General features: G+C 45.5%; 14 protein-coding genes and 1 pseudogene. 10 read left to right on the plus strand and 5 right to left on the minus strand.

Translation table 11 applies throughout. From position 1 onward, the window contains the following. Positions 1–475 precede the first annotated feature (475 nt). Positions 476–1,120, plus strand: a complete 645-nt coding sequence (locus tag ACQ4MX_RS16245; RefSeq protein WP_431085966.1) for a hypothetical protein — start codon at positions 476–478, stop codon at positions 1,118–1,120. 238 nt (positions 1,121–1,358) lie between these two features. Continuing rightward, on the plus strand, positions 1,359–1,952 hold the full coding sequence (locus tag ACQ4MX_RS16250; RefSeq protein ID WP_431085967.1) for a hypothetical protein: 594 nt from the start codon (positions 1,359–1,361) through the stop codon (positions 1,950–1,952). Positions 1,953–2,301: 349 nt separating this feature from the next. Here ACQ4MX_RS16250 and ACQ4MX_RS16255 read toward each other — a convergent pair whose 3' ends face one another. Further along, entirely contained in the window at positions 2,302–2,523 is a 222-nt protein-coding gene (locus tag ACQ4MX_RS16255) for a hypothetical protein (protein WP_431085969.1), read from the minus strand. A 766-nt stretch (positions 2,524–3,289) separates the two neighbouring features. On the opposite strand from ACQ4MX_RS16255, the gene ACQ4MX_RS16260 reads away from it, so the two are divergent. From ACQ4MX_RS16260 to ACQ4MX_RS16285, 6 genes are all read left to right on the plus strand, one after another. Continuing rightward, positions 3,290–5,842 (plus strand): DUF2339 domain-containing protein, encoded by a 2,553-nt coding sequence (locus ACQ4MX_RS16260; RefSeq protein WP_431085971.1) that lies wholly within the window; start codon positions 3,290–3,292, stop codon positions 5,840–5,842. Between the two features lie 160 nt (positions 5,843–6,002). After that, on the plus strand, positions 6,003–7,352 hold the full coding sequence (locus ACQ4MX_RS16265) for a sodium-dependent transporter (protein WP_431085974.1): 1,350 nt from the start codon (positions 6,003–6,005) through the stop codon (positions 7,350–7,352). A 272-nt stretch (positions 7,353–7,624) separates the two neighbouring features. Then, on the plus strand, positions 7,625–9,583 hold the full coding sequence (locus ACQ4MX_RS16270) for an acyltransferase family protein (protein WP_431085976.1): 1,959 nt from the start codon (positions 7,625–7,627) through the stop codon (positions 9,581–9,583). 200 nt (positions 9,584–9,783) lie between these two features. Then, positions 9,784–10,740 (plus strand): polysaccharide deacetylase family protein, encoded by a 957-nt coding sequence (locus tag ACQ4MX_RS16275; protein ID WP_431085978.1) that lies wholly within the window; start codon positions 9,784–9,786, stop codon positions 10,738–10,740. Between the two features lie 115 nt (positions 10,741–10,855). After that, positions 10,856–11,239: an AbrB/MazE/SpoVT family DNA-binding domain-containing protein gene (locus ACQ4MX_RS16280; protein ID WP_044644231.1), complete on the plus strand. Its 384-nt coding sequence runs from the start codon at positions 10,856–10,858 to the stop codon at positions 11,237–11,239. Further along, positions 11,240–11,536 carry a type II toxin-antitoxin system RelE/ParE family toxin gene (locus tag ACQ4MX_RS16285; protein WP_431085979.1) on the plus strand — a complete coding sequence of 99 codons (297 nt, stop codon included), beginning with the start codon at positions 11,240–11,242 and terminating at the stop codon, positions 11,534–11,536. Positions 11,537–11,633: 97 nt separating this feature from the next. Here the strand turns inward: ACQ4MX_RS16285 and ACQ4MX_RS16290 are convergent, their stop codons facing one another. The 3 genes from ACQ4MX_RS16290 to ACQ4MX_RS16300 all read right to left on the minus strand — a co-directional run bounded on the left by ACQ4MX_RS16290 (position 11,634) and on the right by ACQ4MX_RS16300 (position 15,805). Further along, positions 11,634–12,761, minus strand: coding sequence for a glycoside hydrolase family 88/105 protein (locus tag ACQ4MX_RS16290; RefSeq protein WP_431085980.1), 1,128 nt, complete (start codon positions 12,759–12,761; stop codon positions 11,634–11,636). Between the two features lie 50 nt (positions 12,762–12,811). Next, on the minus strand, positions 12,812–14,344 hold the full coding sequence (locus tag ACQ4MX_RS16295; RefSeq protein WP_431085982.1) for an MFS transporter: 1,533 nt from the start codon (positions 14,342–14,344) through the stop codon (positions 12,812–12,814). Positions 14,345–14,455: 111 nt separating this feature from the next. Next, complete coding sequence (locus ACQ4MX_RS16300; RefSeq protein ID WP_431085983.1) at positions 14,456–15,805, minus strand: right-handed parallel beta-helix repeat-containing protein; 1,350 nt, start codon at positions 15,803–15,805, stop codon at positions 14,456–14,458. Between the two features lie 329 nt (positions 15,806–16,134). Between ACQ4MX_RS16300 and lepB the strand changes: the two genes are divergently transcribed. Beyond that, positions 16,135–16,758, plus strand: coding sequence for a signal peptidase I (gene lepB, locus ACQ4MX_RS16305; protein ID WP_431085984.1), 624 nt, complete (start codon positions 16,135–16,137; stop codon positions 16,756–16,758). 61 nt (positions 16,759–16,819) lie between these two features. Here the strand turns inward: lepB and ACQ4MX_RS16310 are convergent. Continuing rightward, positions 16,820–18,022, minus strand: a pseudogene (locus ACQ4MX_RS16310) (GTP-binding protein). A 361-nt stretch (positions 18,023–18,383) separates the two neighbouring features. On the opposite strand from ACQ4MX_RS16310, the gene ACQ4MX_RS16315 reads away from it, so the two are divergent. Beyond that, a complete protein-coding gene (locus tag ACQ4MX_RS16315; protein WP_044644237.1) occupies positions 18,384–20,204 on the plus strand; it encodes a methyl-accepting chemotaxis protein in 1,821 nt (606 codons plus the stop codon). The last annotated feature ends 123 nt before the right edge of the window (positions 20,205–20,327 follow it).

A 20,327-nucleotide genomic window follows, 5' to 3' on the forward strand; every position in this document is an offset into this window, starting at 1 on the left:
CAAGGTATTGAAGCTACTTGTTTGGAGAGGAGTCTTGGCTGTGAAAATGTAGTGACATACGAAGCAAGATCAATCGGGAGAGTGACCGGGTCAAGGGCAGCGAAAATGCCACCCAAGACCGAATGTGGGCATCAGGGGGGGATAAGAGCGCCCGGTCAAGAAGGGAGGGGATATAAGTGTCTGGATAATGAGATGATGGATCACCTACTTTTTTGCATCATGATCCTTCCAATAAAAATAAATACAAAGAACAATTAAGATCAGTGGGAATAAGTAAAAAGCATCATTGAAACCTATGGAATGGTCGACTCTTAAATAGTATAAAAGCCAAAACATAGACATGCTTGAGATCAAAGCTATAGTACCGCTTACGGAATACATGTATATCTCTCCTTTATGAAGTGTGATAAAACGCCTGTAAAACAGATGTGAATGTTATCATTATAATGTAAATATATGACCAGGAGGAAATCTTATGAAAAAATTTGCGATTATTCTTTCTACTTTACTGCTTTTTGTTGTAGGTGCTCCTAACATTTACGCAGCACAAAATGAAGTAGCAGTACCCCAACCTGATGTTGTTTCTACGACTATTGTGGTCGATGGAGCCTATAAAACTGTTTCTTTGGATAACGGCGATGTAGTGTCCTTTTTGACAAAAGAAGATTATGATTCATATGTAGCTGCTTCAAATGATAAGGATACCACAGTCCAGTTAGAAGCTGTCGACTCTGTAATACGGCCTTCCAGTACCCATATTGACAACACGTTTATTTCAGGTACTACAAGAGATCACCAATTTATAAATTACCATGAGGAGACTCCTTATTGGGCCAAAGCAAGTAATTATACAGTTACTAGAGCAAAAACCTATACCGCTTCTACTACGCTAAAATACGACGATGTATCTTTTAATGTCGGAGTTTCGTATATGTATTCAGTAGCGACGCAAATCCCGGCAGACCCGAGTAGATTTAGTAGACTAGGGGTTTCGGCTGACTTAACTCTTAAAAAGTACAGAGCCGTCCAGTATGATGATTACACTGGACAAAGAATAAGCTCATGGGATTTTGTTGCTACGAATGTTCGCAATACTTACCTTGCACCTGCTTACCAATAACAACCGAGTAGGGCAGCAACTTTCTGATTTTTTAAAACAATGCTACTGAAAAACAGAAATGTCACGAAGGACGTCTCCGGAATTGATCTGGGGCGTCCTTTTTAGTTCGTGAGATTCTGAATGTTCAACAGTTACACTTCCTATCCTATTCTTCCAATAATAGATAGAATTTGTCACGCCTATTGACTTTTCATATCAGGAAATAGGTTTACAAAATAATTAGAATGGATGTGTGGCTGTGAAATTCAAAGCGGCAACTTGTGGGCTCATTATTTTGGCAGTAAGTGCTAGTGTATTAACTGTTGTTATTACAAATAGTGTGCCTGCTGATCACGATGCTCCTATTCCAAATGAAAGCGTTACTTACGATCCTGTTCCCTCTGCTGACGTACTAGACAGACTTTATCATCCTGATAAGATTTCTGCGAATACATCCACTACGGCGACTCAAGATGCTGGTACAACAACTACTAGTGACCATGTCATAACTCCTCAGAGCGTGGGGAATTCTTTTAACTTTACTGTAGGAGGAAGTGCAACTGCACCAGGCAGCTTCGAGGTTCCTAAGGGTTTTGGGCATGTTAAATTGCGCATTAGGAACTATGCTAATGCCCCGGTTGATTTTACTGTACAGCACAACGATTCTGGTAAAGTGTATGTTGACGGCAAGACAATCAGCAAAAACAGTGGAACAGTTTGGAGAAGTACCGATGCAGGAATTTCGGACGGTTTGCGTTCTGGACGATATACAATTCAGTTCCGAGGTGGTACAAACAAAGTTAATGTGGAAATTTGGGGCGTAGCCGGTTCATTGCCTTCGGACGCAAAATAATAACTGACCTAAACAAGGAAAGCTCTGGGCCTCAGGTCTGGAGCTTCTTTGCTAAAGTGAATGTTAAATGTCTGTTTAATAGAGAAAGTGTTCATACTGTCTATAATATATATTAATTTCAAAAACCAACCAATCACCAATAACATCTATCCTTTGACCTATTACCCCTTTTTATAAAGTAGTTACAGGAGACTTAGTTGGTTATAATTATGTGGATACGGTATTAGAGCGCATCCGCAATGTTACCATCAAAACCCCTGTTAAACTTGCGGGTGGTAAAGTACAAGGTGTAATCACTGTAGTAGAAACAAAGCTATAGTAATTAATTCATAATGTAAAAGTAGAAGGCTTAGGCCTTCTTCTTTTTTTTAAAATATTCATATTCACTTACAGCTAAGTAAGCTACTCCAATAATCAAAGCTATTACGGCAAAAAACTTTAAAGAATCAAACGTTACATTATAATTAGGATTTAACGTTCCGGCTCCTATAATTGATGCACTAAGAAAGTAAGAAGAATATAATATAGCAGATATAAAACAAAATATTGTCCCTGTGGCAGCCCTATTCATTGTCATCCTCCTTTATAATATTATGTAATAAACCCAAAAAATATAAACATGATTATTATAATCCAAAAGGTTACACACATCAACTTTTGGAGATTATCAATAGTCCTCACACCTATTGACCCTCTCAATCATCCTGACAGAATCAAAACGAAGGATGGATTGTTTGTAAAAAAACTTCAGTCAAAATGAAGTAGTTTATGGTCAGCCAACAAATGAGGAAACGCAAGAGAGGATCATCTACAAGAAAAAAGATGGAACCTTGCTACTGTGTAAGGAAGAATCCTACGGGGTTCTTCCTTTTTTTTGTGGAAATCTAGAACGCTTAGATAAATCTGAACTATACACTCTACTTTATTTCTTTGGATGACTTACTTTTTTCATCATGATCCTTCCAATAAAAATAGATACAAAGAAAGATTAAGATAAGTGGAAATAAGTAAAAAGCATCATTATAGCCTACAGAATGGCTGACTCTCAAATCGTATAAAAGCCAAAACATGGACATGCTTGCGATCAAGGCTATAGTGCCACTTATTGAATACATGTATATTTCTCCTTTCAATTCCGATTTCATGTTTACGAAGAGAAGAGGTAGGCTTTATTTCTTATGTATATCCATTCTAATTCATTTGCGATGATGAAACTGGAAGAATATTTAAGTAATAGCCTCAATTCAGCGTCCAAAATGGGCTATAGTCTCTATAATGCTTTTTTAATTTCATGTAAAATGTAATGATTACCAAATTGGACAGCGATGGAGGGAAACATGAAGGATTTTAAAGATCGTTTACATACGATCCGCCAAGAGCAGAACAAGCTGCTTAAGGAATATCAGACGTTAATCGCCGACTATGAAGCCTCGGATGTCATTCTGGAGAATGAGGTGCTGCGGAAGAAATTTGAGGAGGTTCAAGCCCGCTGTATCCGTCTGGAAGAGCGGGTACAACATATCGAGCAGGAAAATGGAAAGCTGCGCACGGCGCTGACGGAGCAAATGCTGAGTGAGAAGGCCAATATGATCCGCATCTCGCGTGAAAAGCTGGAGACCTATTTTGCTTCCAGAACAGCAGAAGGGACGAATCGATTGACTGCCTTTGAGTACGGGGCTAAAAATCGTGTAGACCAGCTTATTCAGCAAAGCACGCATGAGCTTAAAGAGGATCAGGACGAGATTGTCGCCAGATTGCGGCAGTTCTCGGAGGAGATCCGTGAGCGGATCATGGAGCAGCGCCGACGTTTCCAAGAGGCTGAGCAAAACTTGCTTCATCATACGGCGAACGGGCTGGATCAGTTTGAGGAAGAAGAGATCAGCGAAGAAACGATGCAGAAGCGCATGAAGCAGAATCAGTTCGAAATGAAGCTGGGCTTAAACTGGATCAACAAGCTGGGGATTTTGCTCATTATTTTAGGTGTAGGAGCTGCCTTTAAATATTCATATTCCAACTGGTTTACAGGAAATATGAAGGGCGTAGCCTTCTTTCTGTTAGGAGCGCTGATGCTGGGCGGCGGCGAGTGGTTGTACCGCAAACAGAAGCAGACCTTTGCGCTCGGGATATTGGGCGGCGGTATTTCGGTGCTGTACGGGTCGATTTTTTACAGCTACTTCTTACTGGGAATTATAGGGATGTATACAGGCATTGGTCTATCTGTGCTGGTTACAGTGACTGCTGTGCTGCTGTCGTTAAGGTATGAATCCCGAACGATTTGTTCTTTTGGATTGGTAGGGGGATATCTCCCGTTGTTTTCCTATATGGCGGCGAACGGGCTGGAAGGGAACGCGGTTTACATTGCCATGGGCTACCTGTTCCTGCTGAACCTGCTAATTCTGCTCGTATCCTTCCGCAAACGCTGGGTCGTCGTGCAATATATCAGTTTTCTGCTGAATACGCCTCTGATGATTGTACTGGTATGGTTGTCGGATAGCACGGCTGCAAGCATGTTGTATGCAGTTATTACATTTGCAATGTACCTCGGGATGACACTATGGGTACCGTTCCAATTGAAAGAAAAGCTATCCTGGCTGGATTTCTCTCTGCTGGCTCTGAACACAGTCGTAAGCTGTGCCGTGCTGTACTCTCTGTTCGACGATGCGGGCCTGGATGATTACAAAGGCTTGCTGGCACTCGTCTTTTGCCTGGTATACGGGGGCTTGGCGCAATGGGTCAGCCGATTTATTCCGGAAGAGAAACAGACGAAGGTGTTATTTTATGCTACCTCCCTGACCTTCGCCATTCTGATGATTCCGTTCCAGTTTGGAGTCAAATGGCTGTCGATGGGCTGGCTAATCGAGTCCGTTCTCCTGACGTTGTATGGAAACCGTTATCGGTTGAAGGAATTGGAGCGGGCTGGCTGGGGCATTTTATTACTGTGTCTGGGTGCGTTCTTTTTCGTCGATTTTCCTATATATCTGCTGTCCGGATTTGAGACGGACTATTTTGGGCTTAAATATACGCTCATTACGCTGGGTATGCTGATCGTTACCGTCTTTTATGCGATTCAATTCAGCCGCCCGGATGCTTTCAAAACCAATCGTTTGTACGAAATGCGTATTATGCAAGGGTTTAAATATGTAGCTTTGGTGAACGTGTATGGTTATTTGCTGTATGAGGCCGGGCATTGGTATAACATCGTCGTACCGGAAGAATTCACACATTATTCCTTTTACAAAGCGCTGTTATATACCTGTGTATCGCTGGTTTTGGCTTATTTCCTGCCTAAGGTGAAGTTGCTGTACGATCGGGTGATTAAATACTACAGCCTGGCTCTATACATCATAGGCTATGCGTTGGGACTGTTGGTTACCGTAGCGGTTCCGACCTTGCATGAAAATTACGCGCAAAATACGGCTGCTGATTATGTAGCGTTGACGGTACTCGCAGCTTTTAATGTATTGGTCTTCTTCAGCAGCAGGGATTTCCTGAACGCTTTGATGACACGCCATTATAGAAGCACAGAGTTGTATCCGGTCATTATGGGTGTATACTTGTTGGGTATTATTACTGCCTTCCTCGGAGTTCAGTTCCGTCTGGGGGATGCAGGTCTCGCATTCAGTCTGGTATATCTATTGCTGGCGATTCTGTATATCGTATACGGCTTCCTCAAGCGGGTAGTCTACATTCGCAGATTTGGTCTGGGATTAACTTTGCTATCGACAGGTAAGCTACTGCTGTATGACCTGCATCTGTTAACGACAGGAAGCACGATCGTAGCTTACTTCTCCTTTGGTGTGGTATTGTTGGCGATTTCGTATATTTATCAAAAAGTATCTAACCGCATGGGAGAGACCCTAATTAAGAAGGAAGTAGAAGAAAAAATGTAGGTTTTTGTTGTATTTTGTAGATAAACAACATTCTGAAAATAAATTCGAAGATAGTGAAATAATTGCATGACCTTTACATCCTACTTACGCTATAATGAGTAAAAATTATTCATGTACGCATGCTAATGTTTGCGGAAGTAGAGAGAATGAGGGGGATATAATGAATTTGAGCAAGGGGCAGAATAGCCTGAACGATAAAAATGAACGCTTCTCGTCAGCCGGGTTCATATTGGCAGCGATCGGGAGTGCGGCAGGACTAGGTAATATTTGGAAATTCCCATATATTACTGGACAGTATGGCGGAGCTGCATTTTTCTTGTTGTTTATTGTCTGCCTGTTGCTGGTTGGTTTGCCTGTATTGCTGGCTGAGCTGGCGCTTGGCCGAGCGGGCCGAGGAAGTGCTGCTTCTGCAATGGTAAAAGTAGGTGGTCATCCGATTTGGGGCAAGATGAGCATCATGTTTGTTATCGTGCCGTTTGTTATTTTATCGTTCTATGCCATTGTAGGAGGCTGGACACTGCATTATGCTGTAGAGGCATTTAGCGGAAATCTGTTTTCAAATAAGGATTTTGCTGGACAGTTTGCTTCCTTTTCTTCCGGCTACGCTCCGTTGGTTTGGCTGTTAGTCGTTTTTGCATTTACGGCAGTCGTGGTTACCCTTGGGGTATCGAACGGGATTGAAAAGTTCAATAAAATTTTGATTCCTGCCAAGGTTATTCTGTTGCTCGTGTTAATGATAAATGCTCTTATGCTGCCAGGCTCTGGTGCGGGTGTATCCTTCTTTCTGAATCCTGACTTCTCTAAGCTTAGTATAGAGTCTGCATTGGTTGCTTTGGGACATGCCTTCTTCTCGCTCTCACTGGGGATGGGGATTATGGTCACGTACGGTGCTTATGTGGATCGTCGCCAATCGCTGGGTGGAGCCATGCTGGCAGTTGGTGGCGGGGATTTAATTTATGCGTTTATCGCAGGTATGATTATTTTCCCTACAACCTTCTCCTTTGGTATTAACCCGGCTCAAGGGCCGTCTCTGGTCTTTATTGCTTTACCGGCTGCGTTCTCTGCCATGCCTTTCGGCGCTTTCTTCGGCGGTTTGTTCTTCGTACTGCTGGCGGTTGCTGCATTAGGTTCTATGGTATCCTTGCTGGAAGTACCCGTAGCCTATGTTATGGAGCGGTTCCGTTGGAGCCGGGTTCGCTCGGTTATCGTCGTATCTGTCCTGTGCCTGTTGCTGGGTATCCCTTCTGCATTGTCCATGGGACTGGTTCCGGAATTAAAAGTTGGCGGCAAATCATTCTTCGATTTCGTTGACTTCACAGCTTCCAACATCTTCTTGCCATTAGGCGGCTTGTTGATTGTTATATTCACAGGCTACTATTGGAAGACTGCGGGTGAGCAGGCGAATCTCAAACCCTTCTGGTTCCGCATATGGCTGTTCGGCCTTCGGTATATTGCGCCGATCCTGATGTTGCTGGTATTCCTGCATACCTCAGGCATCATCAAATTTTAAGCTAAAATCAACAAAAAGGCATTTCCTTCCTAAGGGAAGAGATGCCTTTTTTTGTATATCTATCAGTGGTTACCTAACTGTGGAAAGGAGTGATATAATAAAAACATTGTCATTAATTTTAACTTCATTGAAATCATTACGAATATGAAGTTCTATATAATGAACGAAAAGGCTACAGAGCATCGCACAAAACGATGTGCAGGAGAGGGAAAGGGCAGAAGAGCATTGAAACAGACAGGGAACTTGAATTTGCATGAAGGATGGCGGCTTAAATGAAGTCTAATCCGTTGCCATCACAACGTCGTTATATGCCGGGACTGGACGGGTTAAGAGCGCTGGCGGTCATCGCAGTCATTGTGTATCATCTGAATCCGGATTGGTTGCCTGGAGGCTTGTTGGGTGTAGGTGTTTTTTTTACGTTGTCGGGGTATTTAATCACGGATATTCTGGTCAGTCAGTGGGATACATATCATAGTTTCAAAATGAAAGATTTCTGGTTGCGTCGGGCCAGAAGGCTGCTGCCTGCCATGCTGACGGTTGTAGCTGTTATTGTCCTGTGCTCGTTGCTTTTCGATCCGTCACGGCTTGCAGCCTTGCGCGGAGATGTGCCTGCCGCATTGGTATATATGAGCAACTGGTGGTTTATTTTTCATCAGGTCTCGTATTTTGATAGTTTTGGTCCGCCTTCACCGCTTGGACATCTGTGGTCGCTGGCGGTGGAGGAACAATTCTATATCCTGTGGCCGTTGTTGCTGGCGCTTGGGCTGAAATACATGCCCAAGCGTATTGTGCTCGCAGGCTGGGTAACTTGCCTGGCGTTGACCTCTGCGCTGCTGATGGCAGTGATTTACGTGCCGGGAACTGATCCGAGCCGGGTGTATTATGGCACGGATACGCGTGGATTCGCCCTGCTGATCGGTGCCGCGCTTGCCTTGGTATGGCCTAGTAGCAAGCTGAAAGGGCAAGCATCTGCCAAGGCACGGTTGCTGTTGGACGGCATCGGGGCTGTAAGCCTGCTACTGCTGTGTCACTGGGCATGGGCCTCAAATGAATATGACCCTTCTTTGTATCGGGGTGGCTTACTGGGCATAGCTTTGGTCACTGCTATTGTGGTCGCAGTGTTAGCGCATCCGGTGAGCCATCTGGGGAAGCTGCTTGGACTCAAGCCGCTGCGCTGGATCGGTGCCCGTTCCTACGGGCTATACCTGTGGCATGTTCCGATTATCACCCTGACGACACCGCAGGTGGATACCGAGGGTGTGCATGTGCTACGAATCATTTTACAACTATTAGCAACGGTACTGCTGGCTTCCCTCTCCTTTAAATATATCGAGGAACCGATCCGGCACGGAGGCTTCCGTCGTTGGGCTGCAGGAATCCGTACAGCGGTTCGCAGACAGGCACGCTGGAGGTGGATGCCTGCAACCGCGGCATCTATGCTTTTTATAGGAGTTCTTATAGGCACCATTCACCTGTACGTGGCGTCTACTGACGCAACCACGCAGGCAGCAGCGGCGAATGAAGAGAATCCAAGCGGGAAGACGAAGGCGATGCCGCCGCTTCACGGAACCGTATCTGTGGCTTCGAAGGAGCCGAAAGCCAAGCCGCAAGTATCCGGGGGCAACAACGTGCAGGACAAAACTAAGGTCCAGGCTCTAGCCCAAACGCCAAAGAATACGGAGACCAAAGCTGGCACTACGGATGGGACTAAGGTTCAGTCGGATACTTCGACTCAACAAGCTACGCCCAAAGCAGATGATGGCTCAGGTGTGACCGCGATTGGGGATTCTGTCATGCTGGATGTGCAGGCGTACATTCAGCAAGCTTTTCCAGGCGCGGTTGTAGACGGGCGCATCGGACGACAGATGGCGGAAGCGCCTGCTGTGCTGGAGCAGTTGAGACAGAATGGACAGCTGGGGAAGACAGTCATTATTGAGCTGGGCACAAACGGCGCTTTTACCAAGGATCAATTGACCGATTTGCTCGCCAGTCTGAAGGATGCGAAGCGTATTATCCTCGTGAATACCCGTGTCCCGCGTCCGTGGGAGAGCATCGTGAACAGGCATCTTGCAGAAGCTGCGTCCCAGGATACACGGATTACGATGATCGACTGGTACGGAGCCAGCTCGGGCAAAAACTCGTATTTTGAACATGATGGAGTTCATTTGAAGCCCAAAGGCGCCAAAGCCTATGCATCTTTGTTGGCTCAGGCTTTGACGAAGCAATCTTAAATAGCAATCGTTGTCAGGTAGCTGTGATGCGCAAATATCACGGCTCCTTTTTATTCTATTGAGCTAGCCTAAAGGGTAACAACTCTTTGCTATTTGGCTACAATTTTTTCAATTTTCATTTTACTTATTTATGGTAAGGTTACCTAGACGAACATGCCTGGTTTCGGGAAATATTAATTGTGGTGGGGGTACATAAGCTAATGGAAAAGAGTTACACACATAGCAGGACAAGAGAGCATCGCTTGAAGAGAAACAAAAGAAGATTGCTATTCGTTGCTATTTTATTATTCGTGATCGGTTGTATTACGCTCATTGTGCTAAAGGTGTCAGATAGCAAACCACCAGCCCAAACACTGGAGCAAGCTAAAAAAACAGATACCGTATCCAATGCCAAACCAACAGGTAAACCGACTGCCGAATCGAATGTTAAAGCAGCTTCACATAAAGACGAGGCCGGAGTGGAAGACGTAGCCTTTGTCGAAAAATATTTAAACCAACAAATGCTGGGGCAGATGCCTGATGGAGCCGATGGTAAAAAAGTAGCTTATTTATCTTTTGATGATGGGCCATCCGTGACTGTGACACCTCAAATATTGGATATTCTTAAAAAACAGAAGGTTAAGGCAACCTTTTTTGTCGTAGGCAAGGAAGCAGATGAGAATGAACATACGAAGAACATCATCAAAAGAATTGTTGCAGAAGGTCACGCTATAGGGAACCATACGTATTCACACAACTATAAGTATTTATATCCTCACAAGGCTGTAAGTACGAACAACGTTATGCAGGATATTGAAAAGAATAACCAAACCTTAAGAAGTATTCTGGGTCCGGATTTCTCCACAAGAGCGATCCGATTCCCCGGAGGTCATATGACGTGGAAGAAAAACGATCCCAAGGGTATGGGCGCATTAGATGCAGCTTTACTAAAAAAGGATTACCACCAAGTGGACTGGAATGTATTAACTAAAGATGCAGAGGGACGATCCAAGAAAGCGAACGGACTCATAAACCAATTCATAAAGACTGTTAAGGGTCGAGAAAAAGCCGTGATATTAATGCATGATACCTATGGTAAGGAAGAAACAGCAAAAGCCTTGCCGACAATCATAGAATATTTAAAAAAGCAGGGATATGAATTTAAGATTATGAAGTGAATATATGTTTAGGTTGCTTCCTTTTCGAAAACTACCTATACTATAAGTAGAGAAGTAAAGAAACAAAGAAAATTTGTTTCTCGGAATAGAATGGGTGGAAAAGGGGGAGTATACTATGGTAATAGCTAATGAGGCGGTGGAACGAGTGGAGTGGAAACGTGCGCGTGTCTCGCAAAAACGCCAAGTCACAATACCTCAAAAACTGTATGAACAGGCTGGAATTAAGGATGAAGTGGAATTCGGGATCAAAGGAAATAACATCATTATTCGTCCTGTACGTGAAAATACTGCGAATGACAATTTTTCTGATCTTATCTTAGCTGATCTCATTAAGGAAGGGTACAAGGATCAGGAACTGCTTCAAAAATTCCGTGAAAGACAGGCTGAGCTTCACGGGGCTGTAAAGTCATTAATTGCTGAATCCGGAGAGGCTGCCCGTAATTTTAAATCTGGCGATGATGATACGGATGAACTATTTGGCGATGTGGTGGAGGATTAAATGCTTCCAGTCACATACTTAGGTCCTGCAAAACGATATTTTAAAAAGCTTTCTGAAAGACCGTTAAAGTCAGCCTACCTGGATGCTATTACAGCCATACGACTTGGTCCCTCCATTGGAGAGCACAAAACAGGTGATCTAAGCGGAACTCTTGGCTACAATGTATTTTATAAAGGTACCAATTATGAAATTGCGTATCGGCTAGAAGAAAATGAGGAAGGCGAACTCATTGTAGTCATATTGGCCGGTTCCAGAGAAAATTTCTATGAAGAACTCAAGCGTTACTTGAAAAGCTGAAAACTTTAGATTTCAAAGAAAAAATGATAGATATCAAGAAGGACGAGGGCCATTGGCCCCGTCCTTTTCTGCTATAGAAGATTACATTTCGTCCGCTTCAGAGCCGTTCCGCTTCAGCCATCGCCTGAATGAAGGCTCCGATACCTTTGGGATCGTTCGTCACAATCGGCTCGCTGATATAGTAAGCGAAGGTACCGTCCCGACGATCTTTACCGCCCAAACCGCTTACTTGCACCGTTTTGTTCAGATTCACGAGTCCTTCTTCGGTTATCGTGATAAATTCATCAATAATGCCTTTACGGATGATTTCTGCCTCTTGACGATAATGCTCTGGGAGATAACCTTTGCGAACGCCTTTGGCGATAGCATAGAGAATCATGCAGGAAGCGGAGGCTTCCAAATAGTTGCCTTTCACATGGCCCAGGTTGAGCACCTGATAAAAGACTCCACTTTCTTTATCACGTACTTTCAGCAGAGCTTCCAGTGTTTCCGCCAGCATATCGAGCAAGGCAGGGCGATCTGCGTGATCTTCTGGAATATAGTCCAGCACGTCAACGAGTGCCATAACGAACCAGCCGATAGAGCGTCCCCAAAAGTTCTTGGAGCAGCCTGTTTGCGGGTTGCACCATGGCTGTTCAAGCTTCTCATCCCATGCGTGGTAGAGAAGGCCCGTTTGAGGATCACGTGTATGTTCGTAGCAGAGCTTGAATTGCAAGGTAACATCGTCAAACTCTGACGGATCTCCAAATTCGCGGATAAATTCAGCGTAGAACGGGGCACCCATGTACAAGCCGTCCAGCCAAATTTGATACGGATAAATTTGCTTATGCCAGAATGCGCCCTCGCTTGTGCGAGGGTGTTTTTCCAACTGACTGCGTAATTGGCAAGCTGCCTTTTTATATCGTTCGTCTCCTGTGGCACGATACAGAGAGAAGAGCAGCTTTCCGTTATTCACGTGGTCAATATTGTACTCATCTGCTTTATAGCGCTGAATCACGCCATTTTCGTCAACAAAATGATCCATATGTTTTTTTACAAATTCCATATACTTGGGATCGCCTGTCAGTTCGCCAACCCATTCCAGACCTCTGTAAATAACGCCGTGGTCATATTCCCATTTTTCGTAAAACTCCGGACTCCGCTGTAGAACAGAATCGCTCATACGTACAGCCCAAGAATCTGTTTTTGTAGGATTGGTTGTCGGTTGTGATGTTGGATTTGCCATGATACAGTCACCTCTATGGAAAATATTTGATTTGTAATCGTTGTTTGTGCTTACATGGAAGGCGTATGTGATTTAGGGTCAGCAGGTTTGTTCTTGAAACCTACATTATTGTTGCCCCAGCACCGGTCGTAAGTGAAACCTGTCAGATCCTCGAATACCTTTCGAGCTTCCGGTTTGGCTGACTTCATGGAGCCGCCGTTTTTGAGACGATCAATTTCGGTAATCAGCTTCTTGTGGCTGTCGATATCCAGCTTCATCACGAGAGACGCAATCATACCGATGATCGCCAAAACGATGGTTCCAACGACGAGCACGTAAAATATAGCATGCTGAGCTGCGACCGGCTGACTATCAGCCCCGGATACGAATCCGAAATGCTGTAACACCCAGCCAAGTATGAAGACGACGACGGCTCGCACCATTTTACCAGCGAAAGTCATCATACCTGCATAAATTCCTTCCCGGCGACGGCCAGTCAGTGCCTCATCTACATCAGCAAGGAACGTATATTGATTCCAAGGAATATAGTAGACCCCACCTGTACCAAGACCCATAAACAGTGTGATGACATATAGCCATACCATCGTATTGGAGGCTCCCGTTATATAGAGCAGGCCGTAACCTGCTACGCTAAAGCAAACGACGACGAGTGCGGCGATAAAAGGCATACGGAACCCTTTGCGCACACAGAACTGGATGAAGAAATAGGTGGAAATTAATTGAATGACAGAGTTAAAGCTGTTCAGATTAGATACCATCTCCGAGCTTTGGAACAGGGAAAACACAATAAAGTACGTAAAGGCAGAAGTGAACAGCCACTCGGCTGAAAAGCCGCCCAGATACATGCCCAGATGATGACGGAACGTCTTCACCCGGAAGGTCGAGGAAATGTCAATAAACAGCTTTTTCATGGAATCTATAAAGGAAAGCGGAGCTTCACCTTCCAGTTCCTTTTGCAGTTCCTCCGTAGGGCGTTCCCAAGAGTTTTTGTACAAAAATGCCATTGCAATTAGCAAGATACCTGCAAACACGAGTCCGGTATAAAAGAAGGGCAATGGAGAGTCTTTGCCATACTCAGCGATAAAGCGACCAGGGATAAAAGCGGCGGCAAAATTGGCAATTTTACCGAACATGGCCTTCCATCCGGTCAATCTGGAGCGCGCGCCGAAGTCCCGGGTCATCTCTGAGGCGAGGGCTTCATAGGGCACCATGACAGAGGTATACACCAGTTCAAACAGCACGTACGTACTTAGGTAATACCAGAAACCCAACCCATCTACCCAAAGCAACGGATATACGAGCATCAGTGGAATACCCATCATAATGAAAAAACGGCGTCTGCCGAATTTACGGCCCAGGCGGGTTCGATGAAAGTTGTCGCTAATAAAGCCCATGATCGGATTGCTGACTGCATCGATGATGCTGGCAACGGAGAAAATGGCTGCGGCCTGAACGGGAGACAGTCCGCAAAAGGTTGTATAAAAGTACATTAACCATGCGCCACTAATAGCAAGTGCACCGCTTCCCAGCATGTTGCCGCTTCCATAGGCGAGTGTATGTTTCATTGTGATTTTTCGTTCCATGATCTGTTCACCTCATATTTTGTCTGGTTATGAGGACTATCACCGGTCGCTATATTATGCAGTATGTCTAAGTAGGTAGATGGGCCAGGGCGTCCTGATTGGGTTGGGCTTTTAACGTGCCCCTATATTATTGCCGCTCGGAGTGCCCGAGCCGATCAGATCGCTTCCTGAAGCCAGCTTGAGGAAGTTACCTAGCTGGATGGAACCGTCTGCACTTCTAGTAACGGAAGGAACGAGACTGACAAAGTCAGCGGCGCTGGCGAGAAGACCTTTGGCATTGGTGCTTTTTTTGCTTTTCCACCAGACGTTAGAATTATCTTGATCGGTTCCACTGGTCTTGTCACTGGCTGTTCCTTCAAAGGAAAGATTGTTAATGAACACGTGTTCCCCCTTGTCAAAAGCAAAATTGCTTTCGCCATTGCTCCATGAGGTATTATTAGTCAGGGTAATGGAGCCGGGGTTGCTATTGTAGGTAAAGCCATGCTTTTTGTTCTGAAAGGCAATGCTGTTTTTCACGATATGGTTGACCTTGATTTTGTCCCCGCCCAGCTTAAAACCATTGCCGTCACTGTTAGCGGTAGACGTTCCGTCAGAAGTCTGTCCGTTGTGGTGGGCGACACTGTTCAAGATTGTTACCGCTCCGATAGGACCTGTTTCCGTTTTGGTGTACAAATCCCAGCCATCGTCTACGTTGTACGCAGCCAGGCAGTTATCGAATACATTGCCTGATCCTACGGTCAGCTTGGCGGCAAATCCGTCGGCATCCTCACCGTTATCAGGATCAGCATTATCATGAGAGTAGGAGTTCAAGATTAGGTTGTTTGAAGGCCATTCACTGTTAGCGGCTGTAGTGGAATAGCGTCCGAGTTGAAGACCGGTGTCCCGGTTATGGTGAGTTTCCACGTTTTCAATCCGGTTGTTGCTGCCGCCGATATAGATACCGTTATCCCCGGCACCCTTTACTTCAAGGCCTTTTACCAGCCAATAGTCTCCGAAAAGCTGGAGTCCACGGTTAGCGGAGCCAAAGGCTTGACCCGAAAAATCAAGTACAGGCTTTTCACTGCCGTAAGCAACCAACCCTTTGAGGGAGCCATTGCTGCCGTTATTTCCATGCTGAACGGTAATCGTTGAGGAATAGGCGTAGTTGCCTCCGCGCAGGTAAATGGTTTTACCAGGAGCAATTTGTGTAAGTGCGGCTTCAAGAGTAGTAGGACTGGATATGGTGCCTGGATTGGACACGTTACCATTTGGCGCTACATACAAGTCGCCTGCCGCCAGTGTGGTGGAGATAGCAGATGAATCCGTTGCACTGGCAGCCTCTTCTGAAAGGGAAGAAGAAGGAGCATTGGATGACGTATCTGCGTAAGCGGTTCCAATAAGAAAAGAAGAAGCGAAAACAAAAGAAACACCGAGCCTCAGAGCGTTAAACCCGTTTTTTGGACGTTCATTGCGTTTAAACATGTAAATTCCTCCTTATTTCATCTTTTATTTAAAAGAAGATAGCACTATAAAAGCGACTTATGCTGTCTTTCATGTGAAACGAGGACACCTCCTCGGGTGACGGCTTAACTGGCATAATGTCTAAAACGCTCTAAGAAGTATAAGCTCAGTTTAATATATGTTAACGTTTGCATCAACTGTTTTTTGATGATAATTTAATATTGTGAAAAAAAGTTCACACTTTTGTTTCAACTTTAAACACGGTTTTGCCAAGCTGGGAAAAATTGATTACACTTATACAATATACACATATTAGGAATAGAATCTATGATAAAAGGCGGTTCTGACGCATGGATAACGGAAATCATTTGACGAGTCCAGCTACACGGAAAGTTTCGGACAAGCAGTCGCGAGTTAAAAATGAGATCGTGGATTGGCTTAAAGCGATTACGGTGGGTGTTGTTCTCGTGTTCATTATGCACGGGTTGCTGTTTGCGCCATCTGTCGTTGAGGGAGCATCCATGGAGCCGAATTTCAAAACAAATGAACGGGTTGTCTTGAATAAACTGATTTACGATTTTCGTGATCCCAAGCCCAGTGAGGTCGTTGTATTCCATGTGAGAAAGGAAGGAAGAGACTTCATTAAGCGTGTTATTGGGGTTGCGGGAGACACGATTAAATATCAAGGCGACAATCTTTACGTGAATGGTAAGAAGGTGGAAGAGTCATACATTCAGGGAGCTGTCCAAGAAGCACATGCCAAGGGCGAGCTGTACAACAATGTGGACTTTCCAAATGCAACAATAACCGAGTCCAAGGTTCCCGAAGGTACTATTTTTGTCATGGGCGATCATCGTAATAATAGTAGAGACAGTCGTGCGATTGGCTTTGTTTCGATTAAAGATATTGTTGGACGTGCGGATGTGATTTTCTGGCCGCTGGGCAGCGCGCAGTGGGTAAAGCATGAAGAATAGAAGAGCGCCTAAGACGGAATGCTGTTCCCCGTTTTAGGCGCTTTGCGTGTCTCTGAAGCTGTTATATTTTTGGGGTAAAAGGGTCAGGCAGCTTGCGCCAGTCCTGCTTCATCTCTTCAGGAGTCAGCAGCGTCTGGTCCAGCGTACGCTCGATTTCTTCCCGATTCATGTCTATGCCGATAAATACGAGCTTGGTCACCCGGTCGCCGTATTTTTCGTCCCAATCCGGTGTTTTTTCAAAATCTTCTCCGAGATAGTATTGGTGTTCTTCCTAGGTCAAAGCAGATACCCACAGTCCTGCGCGTGCAAATTGCTTGGAGCTGCCCGCCTGACTGAATGTGAAGGCGGTGCGGTTCTGCGTGGCGAACCACACCAATCCCTTGGAACGGACAACCTCGGCAGGCCATTTGGCCAGCCATTTTAACAAACGTTCCGGGTGAAACGGGATTTTGCGCTTGTACACAAACGAAGCAATACCGTATTCCTCTGTCTCCGGTACGTGTTCTTCCTTGTTCATCTCCTGGATCCAGCCTGCCGCTTGGCTGGCTGTTTCAAAGTCGAAGCGATGCGTGTTCAAAATCTCCTTCGGGTCCACTTTACCGTACTTGGAACGAATGATTTTGGCGTTCGGTTGAATACCGCGCAGCGCTTTTTCCAGTCGCTCCAGCTCCTCGGGGGATACCAGATCGCATTTGTTAATAATCAGCACATCACAAAATTCCACCTGCTCTACCAGCAGATCAACAATGCCGCGCGCATCTTCGTCCGCAACCTCCTGCCCGCGATCCTTGAGGGAATCTCCGGAGTAGAAGTCCTTCCAAAATTCCGGCGCATTCACAACAGTAACCATCGTATCCAGTCGGGTCAGCTTGGTCAGGTCGATGTCGTTTTCTTCATCTACATAACTGAACGTTTGGGCTACCGGGATGGGTTCGCCGATGCCTGTGGACTCAATAAGGATATAGTCGAACTTTTTATCCAGCGCCAGCCGCTCTACCTCTTTTAAGAGGTCTTCTCGCAGGGTGCAGCAGATGCAGCCGTTGGACATTTCCACCAGCTTCTCATTAACGCGGGATAATCCTCCGCCGTCCCGAACGAGATCGGCATCAATGTTCACCTCGCTCATGTCATTGACAATGACAGCTACCCGCAAGCCATCCCGATTATTCAGCACATGATTGAGCAGCGTAGTTTTGCCTGAACCGAGGTACCCGCTAAGTACCGTCACCGGTATTTTCTTTTCCAATTCCATCGTGTTTGCCAACATAATCACTCATCCCTTCGAAAGTGTTCATGAAATGCTGAATGTGTTGTAGTGGCTACAATGTCAGATAGGGAAGCTGCAATGCTCCCCTTGTCGGTTTCTTTTAATCGTAATAATTACGAATAGTAAAATCAGTAAATCATTAATGAAGGGAAATGTCAAGGGAGGCTGTAAGGAAAGGAGGGGGAATCAACAAAAAGAAGTGATCTATTTATTATTCAGCGCCGTTTCATATCTGGAATGTTTTACATTCAATAATTGAAACTTACGAATTATATTTAACTGTTTCAAATGACAAATAGGCGTATAATAACCCCATTAGACCTAAGAAAATTGTCCCATACAAAGGAGATATTTTAGAATGAAGATTGGTAAAAAACTATCCATTAGTTTTGCAGCCGTATTATTGCTTACATTGGTTGTGGGCGTTATTGGTGAGTATGCTACTTCGTCTTTACATACATCTTATCAAAGTATGATTGATGACAGAGTCGATAAAATTTTGATTATTAAAGAATTGCAGTATGATGCTGCGAGCCAGACCAAGTATTTTCGCGGGTATCTAGTGACTGGCGATCAGGATGAAATGAACAGTTATCTGAAAGCACGCGAAACCTTTGCAACGACCATGAAGAAGCTGCAATCAACGCCAGCACTGGACAAGCCCAAGCAAATGGCAGCAAAGCTCCAGCAGATGGAGGCTGAATATGCAGATATCGTGAAGGAAATTACCTCATATAAGCAGCAGGGGGATGTCGCGACCTACACGAGATTAGTGGAGGAAAAATGTAAGCCGATGGCACTTGCACTGGAGCAGCAGTCACAGGTCATGGAGCAATACCAGATGGATCTACTGAATCAATCCCAAGTCGAGCAGGGTGAGAAGCTTCAATATGTACAGACGATGATTATCATTGCGATGGCGCTTGCGCTGGTAATCGGGATCGTATTGGCGTATGTAATCACCCGTATGATTGCCCGTCCGGTGGTTCAGGTGGCTCAAGCCGCGCGGCGTATTGCAGAAGGGGATCTGACACAGGAGGATATTCAAATTCGGCAGAAGGATGAGATTGGTGAATTGGCACAGAGCTTTAACGATATGAAACGCCAGCTTCGTTCGCTGCTGCAAGTGATTTATCAGAATGCGCAAGGAGTTACACTGGCTTCGGGTGAGCTGTCCAATGGCTCCGGGCAAGTGGCGGAAGGTACGCGGCAGATGGCGGAGACGGTACGGGGAATCCACGAGTCGGCAGGCAATCAGGTTGAGCGAAATCGTGAAAACCAGCAGGCGGTCAAGGAAAGCGCAGAAGGCGTTCAAAAGATTGCCCAATCCGCATCCATTACCGCAGAGCTGTCCGAGCGGGCGATTCACGAGACAGAGCGCGGCAATGCAGACCTGGAGGAAACGGTTATGCAAATGCGCCATATTCAGGATACGATGGAGGACTCGGTCAAGGTCATTCAGGACTTGGGCGAGCAATCGAAGAGAATCCAAAGTGTAACGCAGTTCATTCGCGATATCGCCAAGCAAACCAATTTGCTGTCATTGAACGCCTCCATTGAAGCGGCCAGAGCCGGGGAATCGGGCAAGGGCTTTGCTGTCGTGGCGGGTGAAGTGAAGAAGCTGGCGGAACAGACAGGTCAAGCATCCCAACAGATTGCTGTCTTTATGGATGCCATGGCGGATACAGTGAACCAGGCCGTAGACTCGATCCAGAAAGGCTCCAGCGAGGTTGAGGCTGGAACAGATCTGATTCATCGCACCGGGCAGACGTTTAGCAAAGTACATGAAGCAGTACAAACGGTCGCTGAGCATACGCAGGAGGTGTCGGCTGCGACCGAAGAATTGTCTGCCATTACCGGGCAACTGCTGGACTCGGAGCAAAAGCTGGTAGGCTTGTCCCGTGAGATTGCAGAGGAATCGGAGTCGGCTGCGGCTGTGTGCGAGGAGCAGCTCGCTTCTATGGAGGTCATCGCAGATTCTGCCGATTCGCTGCGTCATATGGCTGCCGAGCTAATGTCGGAAATACAGCATTTCCGCATTACAAACGATGCAGACGAGAACAACACCTCGGCTTCGACTCATCCAAAGGATACGAATGGCGGGCGCGGCACGTCCACCAGACGTACGTCTATGGATAGAATTTCAATTTCGGATACACCGATTCATCCCGCTTCCTGAGCGGGAAGTGTTAGATAACAGAGTCTTCCGGGCATCTAAGCTACAACCAAGAGGACTTGCGCAAATAACACGCAAGTCCTCTTTTTGCTATCTGGCTTCGTATACTCATATACGCTGACTCTT

It is taken from the genome of Paenibacillus sp. 8b26 (genome assembly GCF_050626875.1).
In the GTDB taxonomy this organism is placed as follows: Bacteria; Bacillota; Bacilli; order Paenibacillales; family Paenibacillaceae; genus Paenibacillus.

Bases quoted from the DNA above. Each gene is read 5' to 3' on its own strand.
- ACQ4MX_RS16275 (WP_431085978.1), top strand. From the start codon at position 9,784: ATGGAAAAGAGTTACACACATAGCAGGACAAGAGAGCATCGCTTGAAG.
- ACQ4MX_RS16245 (WP_431085966.1), top strand. From the start codon at position 476: ATGAAAAAATTTGCGATTATTCTTTCTACTTTACTGCTTTTTGTTGTA.
- ACQ4MX_RS16295 (WP_431085982.1), bottom strand. From the start codon at position 14,344: ATGGAACGAAAAATCACAATGAAACATACACTCGCCTATGGAAGCGGC.
- ACQ4MX_RS16290 (WP_431085980.1), bottom strand. From the start codon at position 12,761: ATGGCAAATCCAACATCACAACCGACAACCAATCCTACAAAAACAGAT.
- ACQ4MX_RS16270 (WP_431085976.1), top strand. From the start codon at position 7,625: ATGAAGTCTAATCCGTTGCCATCACAACGTCGTTATATGCCGGGACTG.
- ACQ4MX_RS16285 (WP_431085979.1), top strand. From the start codon at position 11,240: ATGCTTCCAGTCACATACTTAGGTCCTGCAAAACGATATTTTAAAAAG.
- lepB (WP_431085984.1), top strand. From the start codon at position 16,135: ATGGATAACGGAAATCATTTGACGAGTCCAGCTACACGGAAAGTTTCG.
- ACQ4MX_RS16300 (WP_431085983.1), bottom strand. From the start codon at position 15,805: ATGTTTAAACGCAATGAACGTCCAAAAAACGGGTTTAACGCTCTGAGG.
- ACQ4MX_RS16280 (WP_044644231.1), top strand. From the start codon at position 10,856: ATGGTAATAGCTAATGAGGCGGTGGAACGAGTGGAGTGGAAACGTGCG.
- ACQ4MX_RS16265 (WP_431085974.1), top strand. From the start codon at position 6,003: ATGAATTTGAGCAAGGGGCAGAATAGCCTGAACGATAAAAATGAACGC.
- ACQ4MX_RS16255 (WP_431085969.1), bottom strand. From the start codon at position 2,523: ATGAATAGGGCTGCCACAGGGACAATATTTTGTTTTATATCTGCTATA.
- ACQ4MX_RS16315 (WP_044644237.1), top strand. From the start codon at position 18,384: ATGAAGATTGGTAAAAAACTATCCATTAGTTTTGCAGCCGTATTATTG.
- ACQ4MX_RS16260 (WP_431085971.1), top strand. From the start codon at position 3,290: ATGAAGGATTTTAAAGATCGTTTACATACGATCCGCCAAGAGCAGAAC.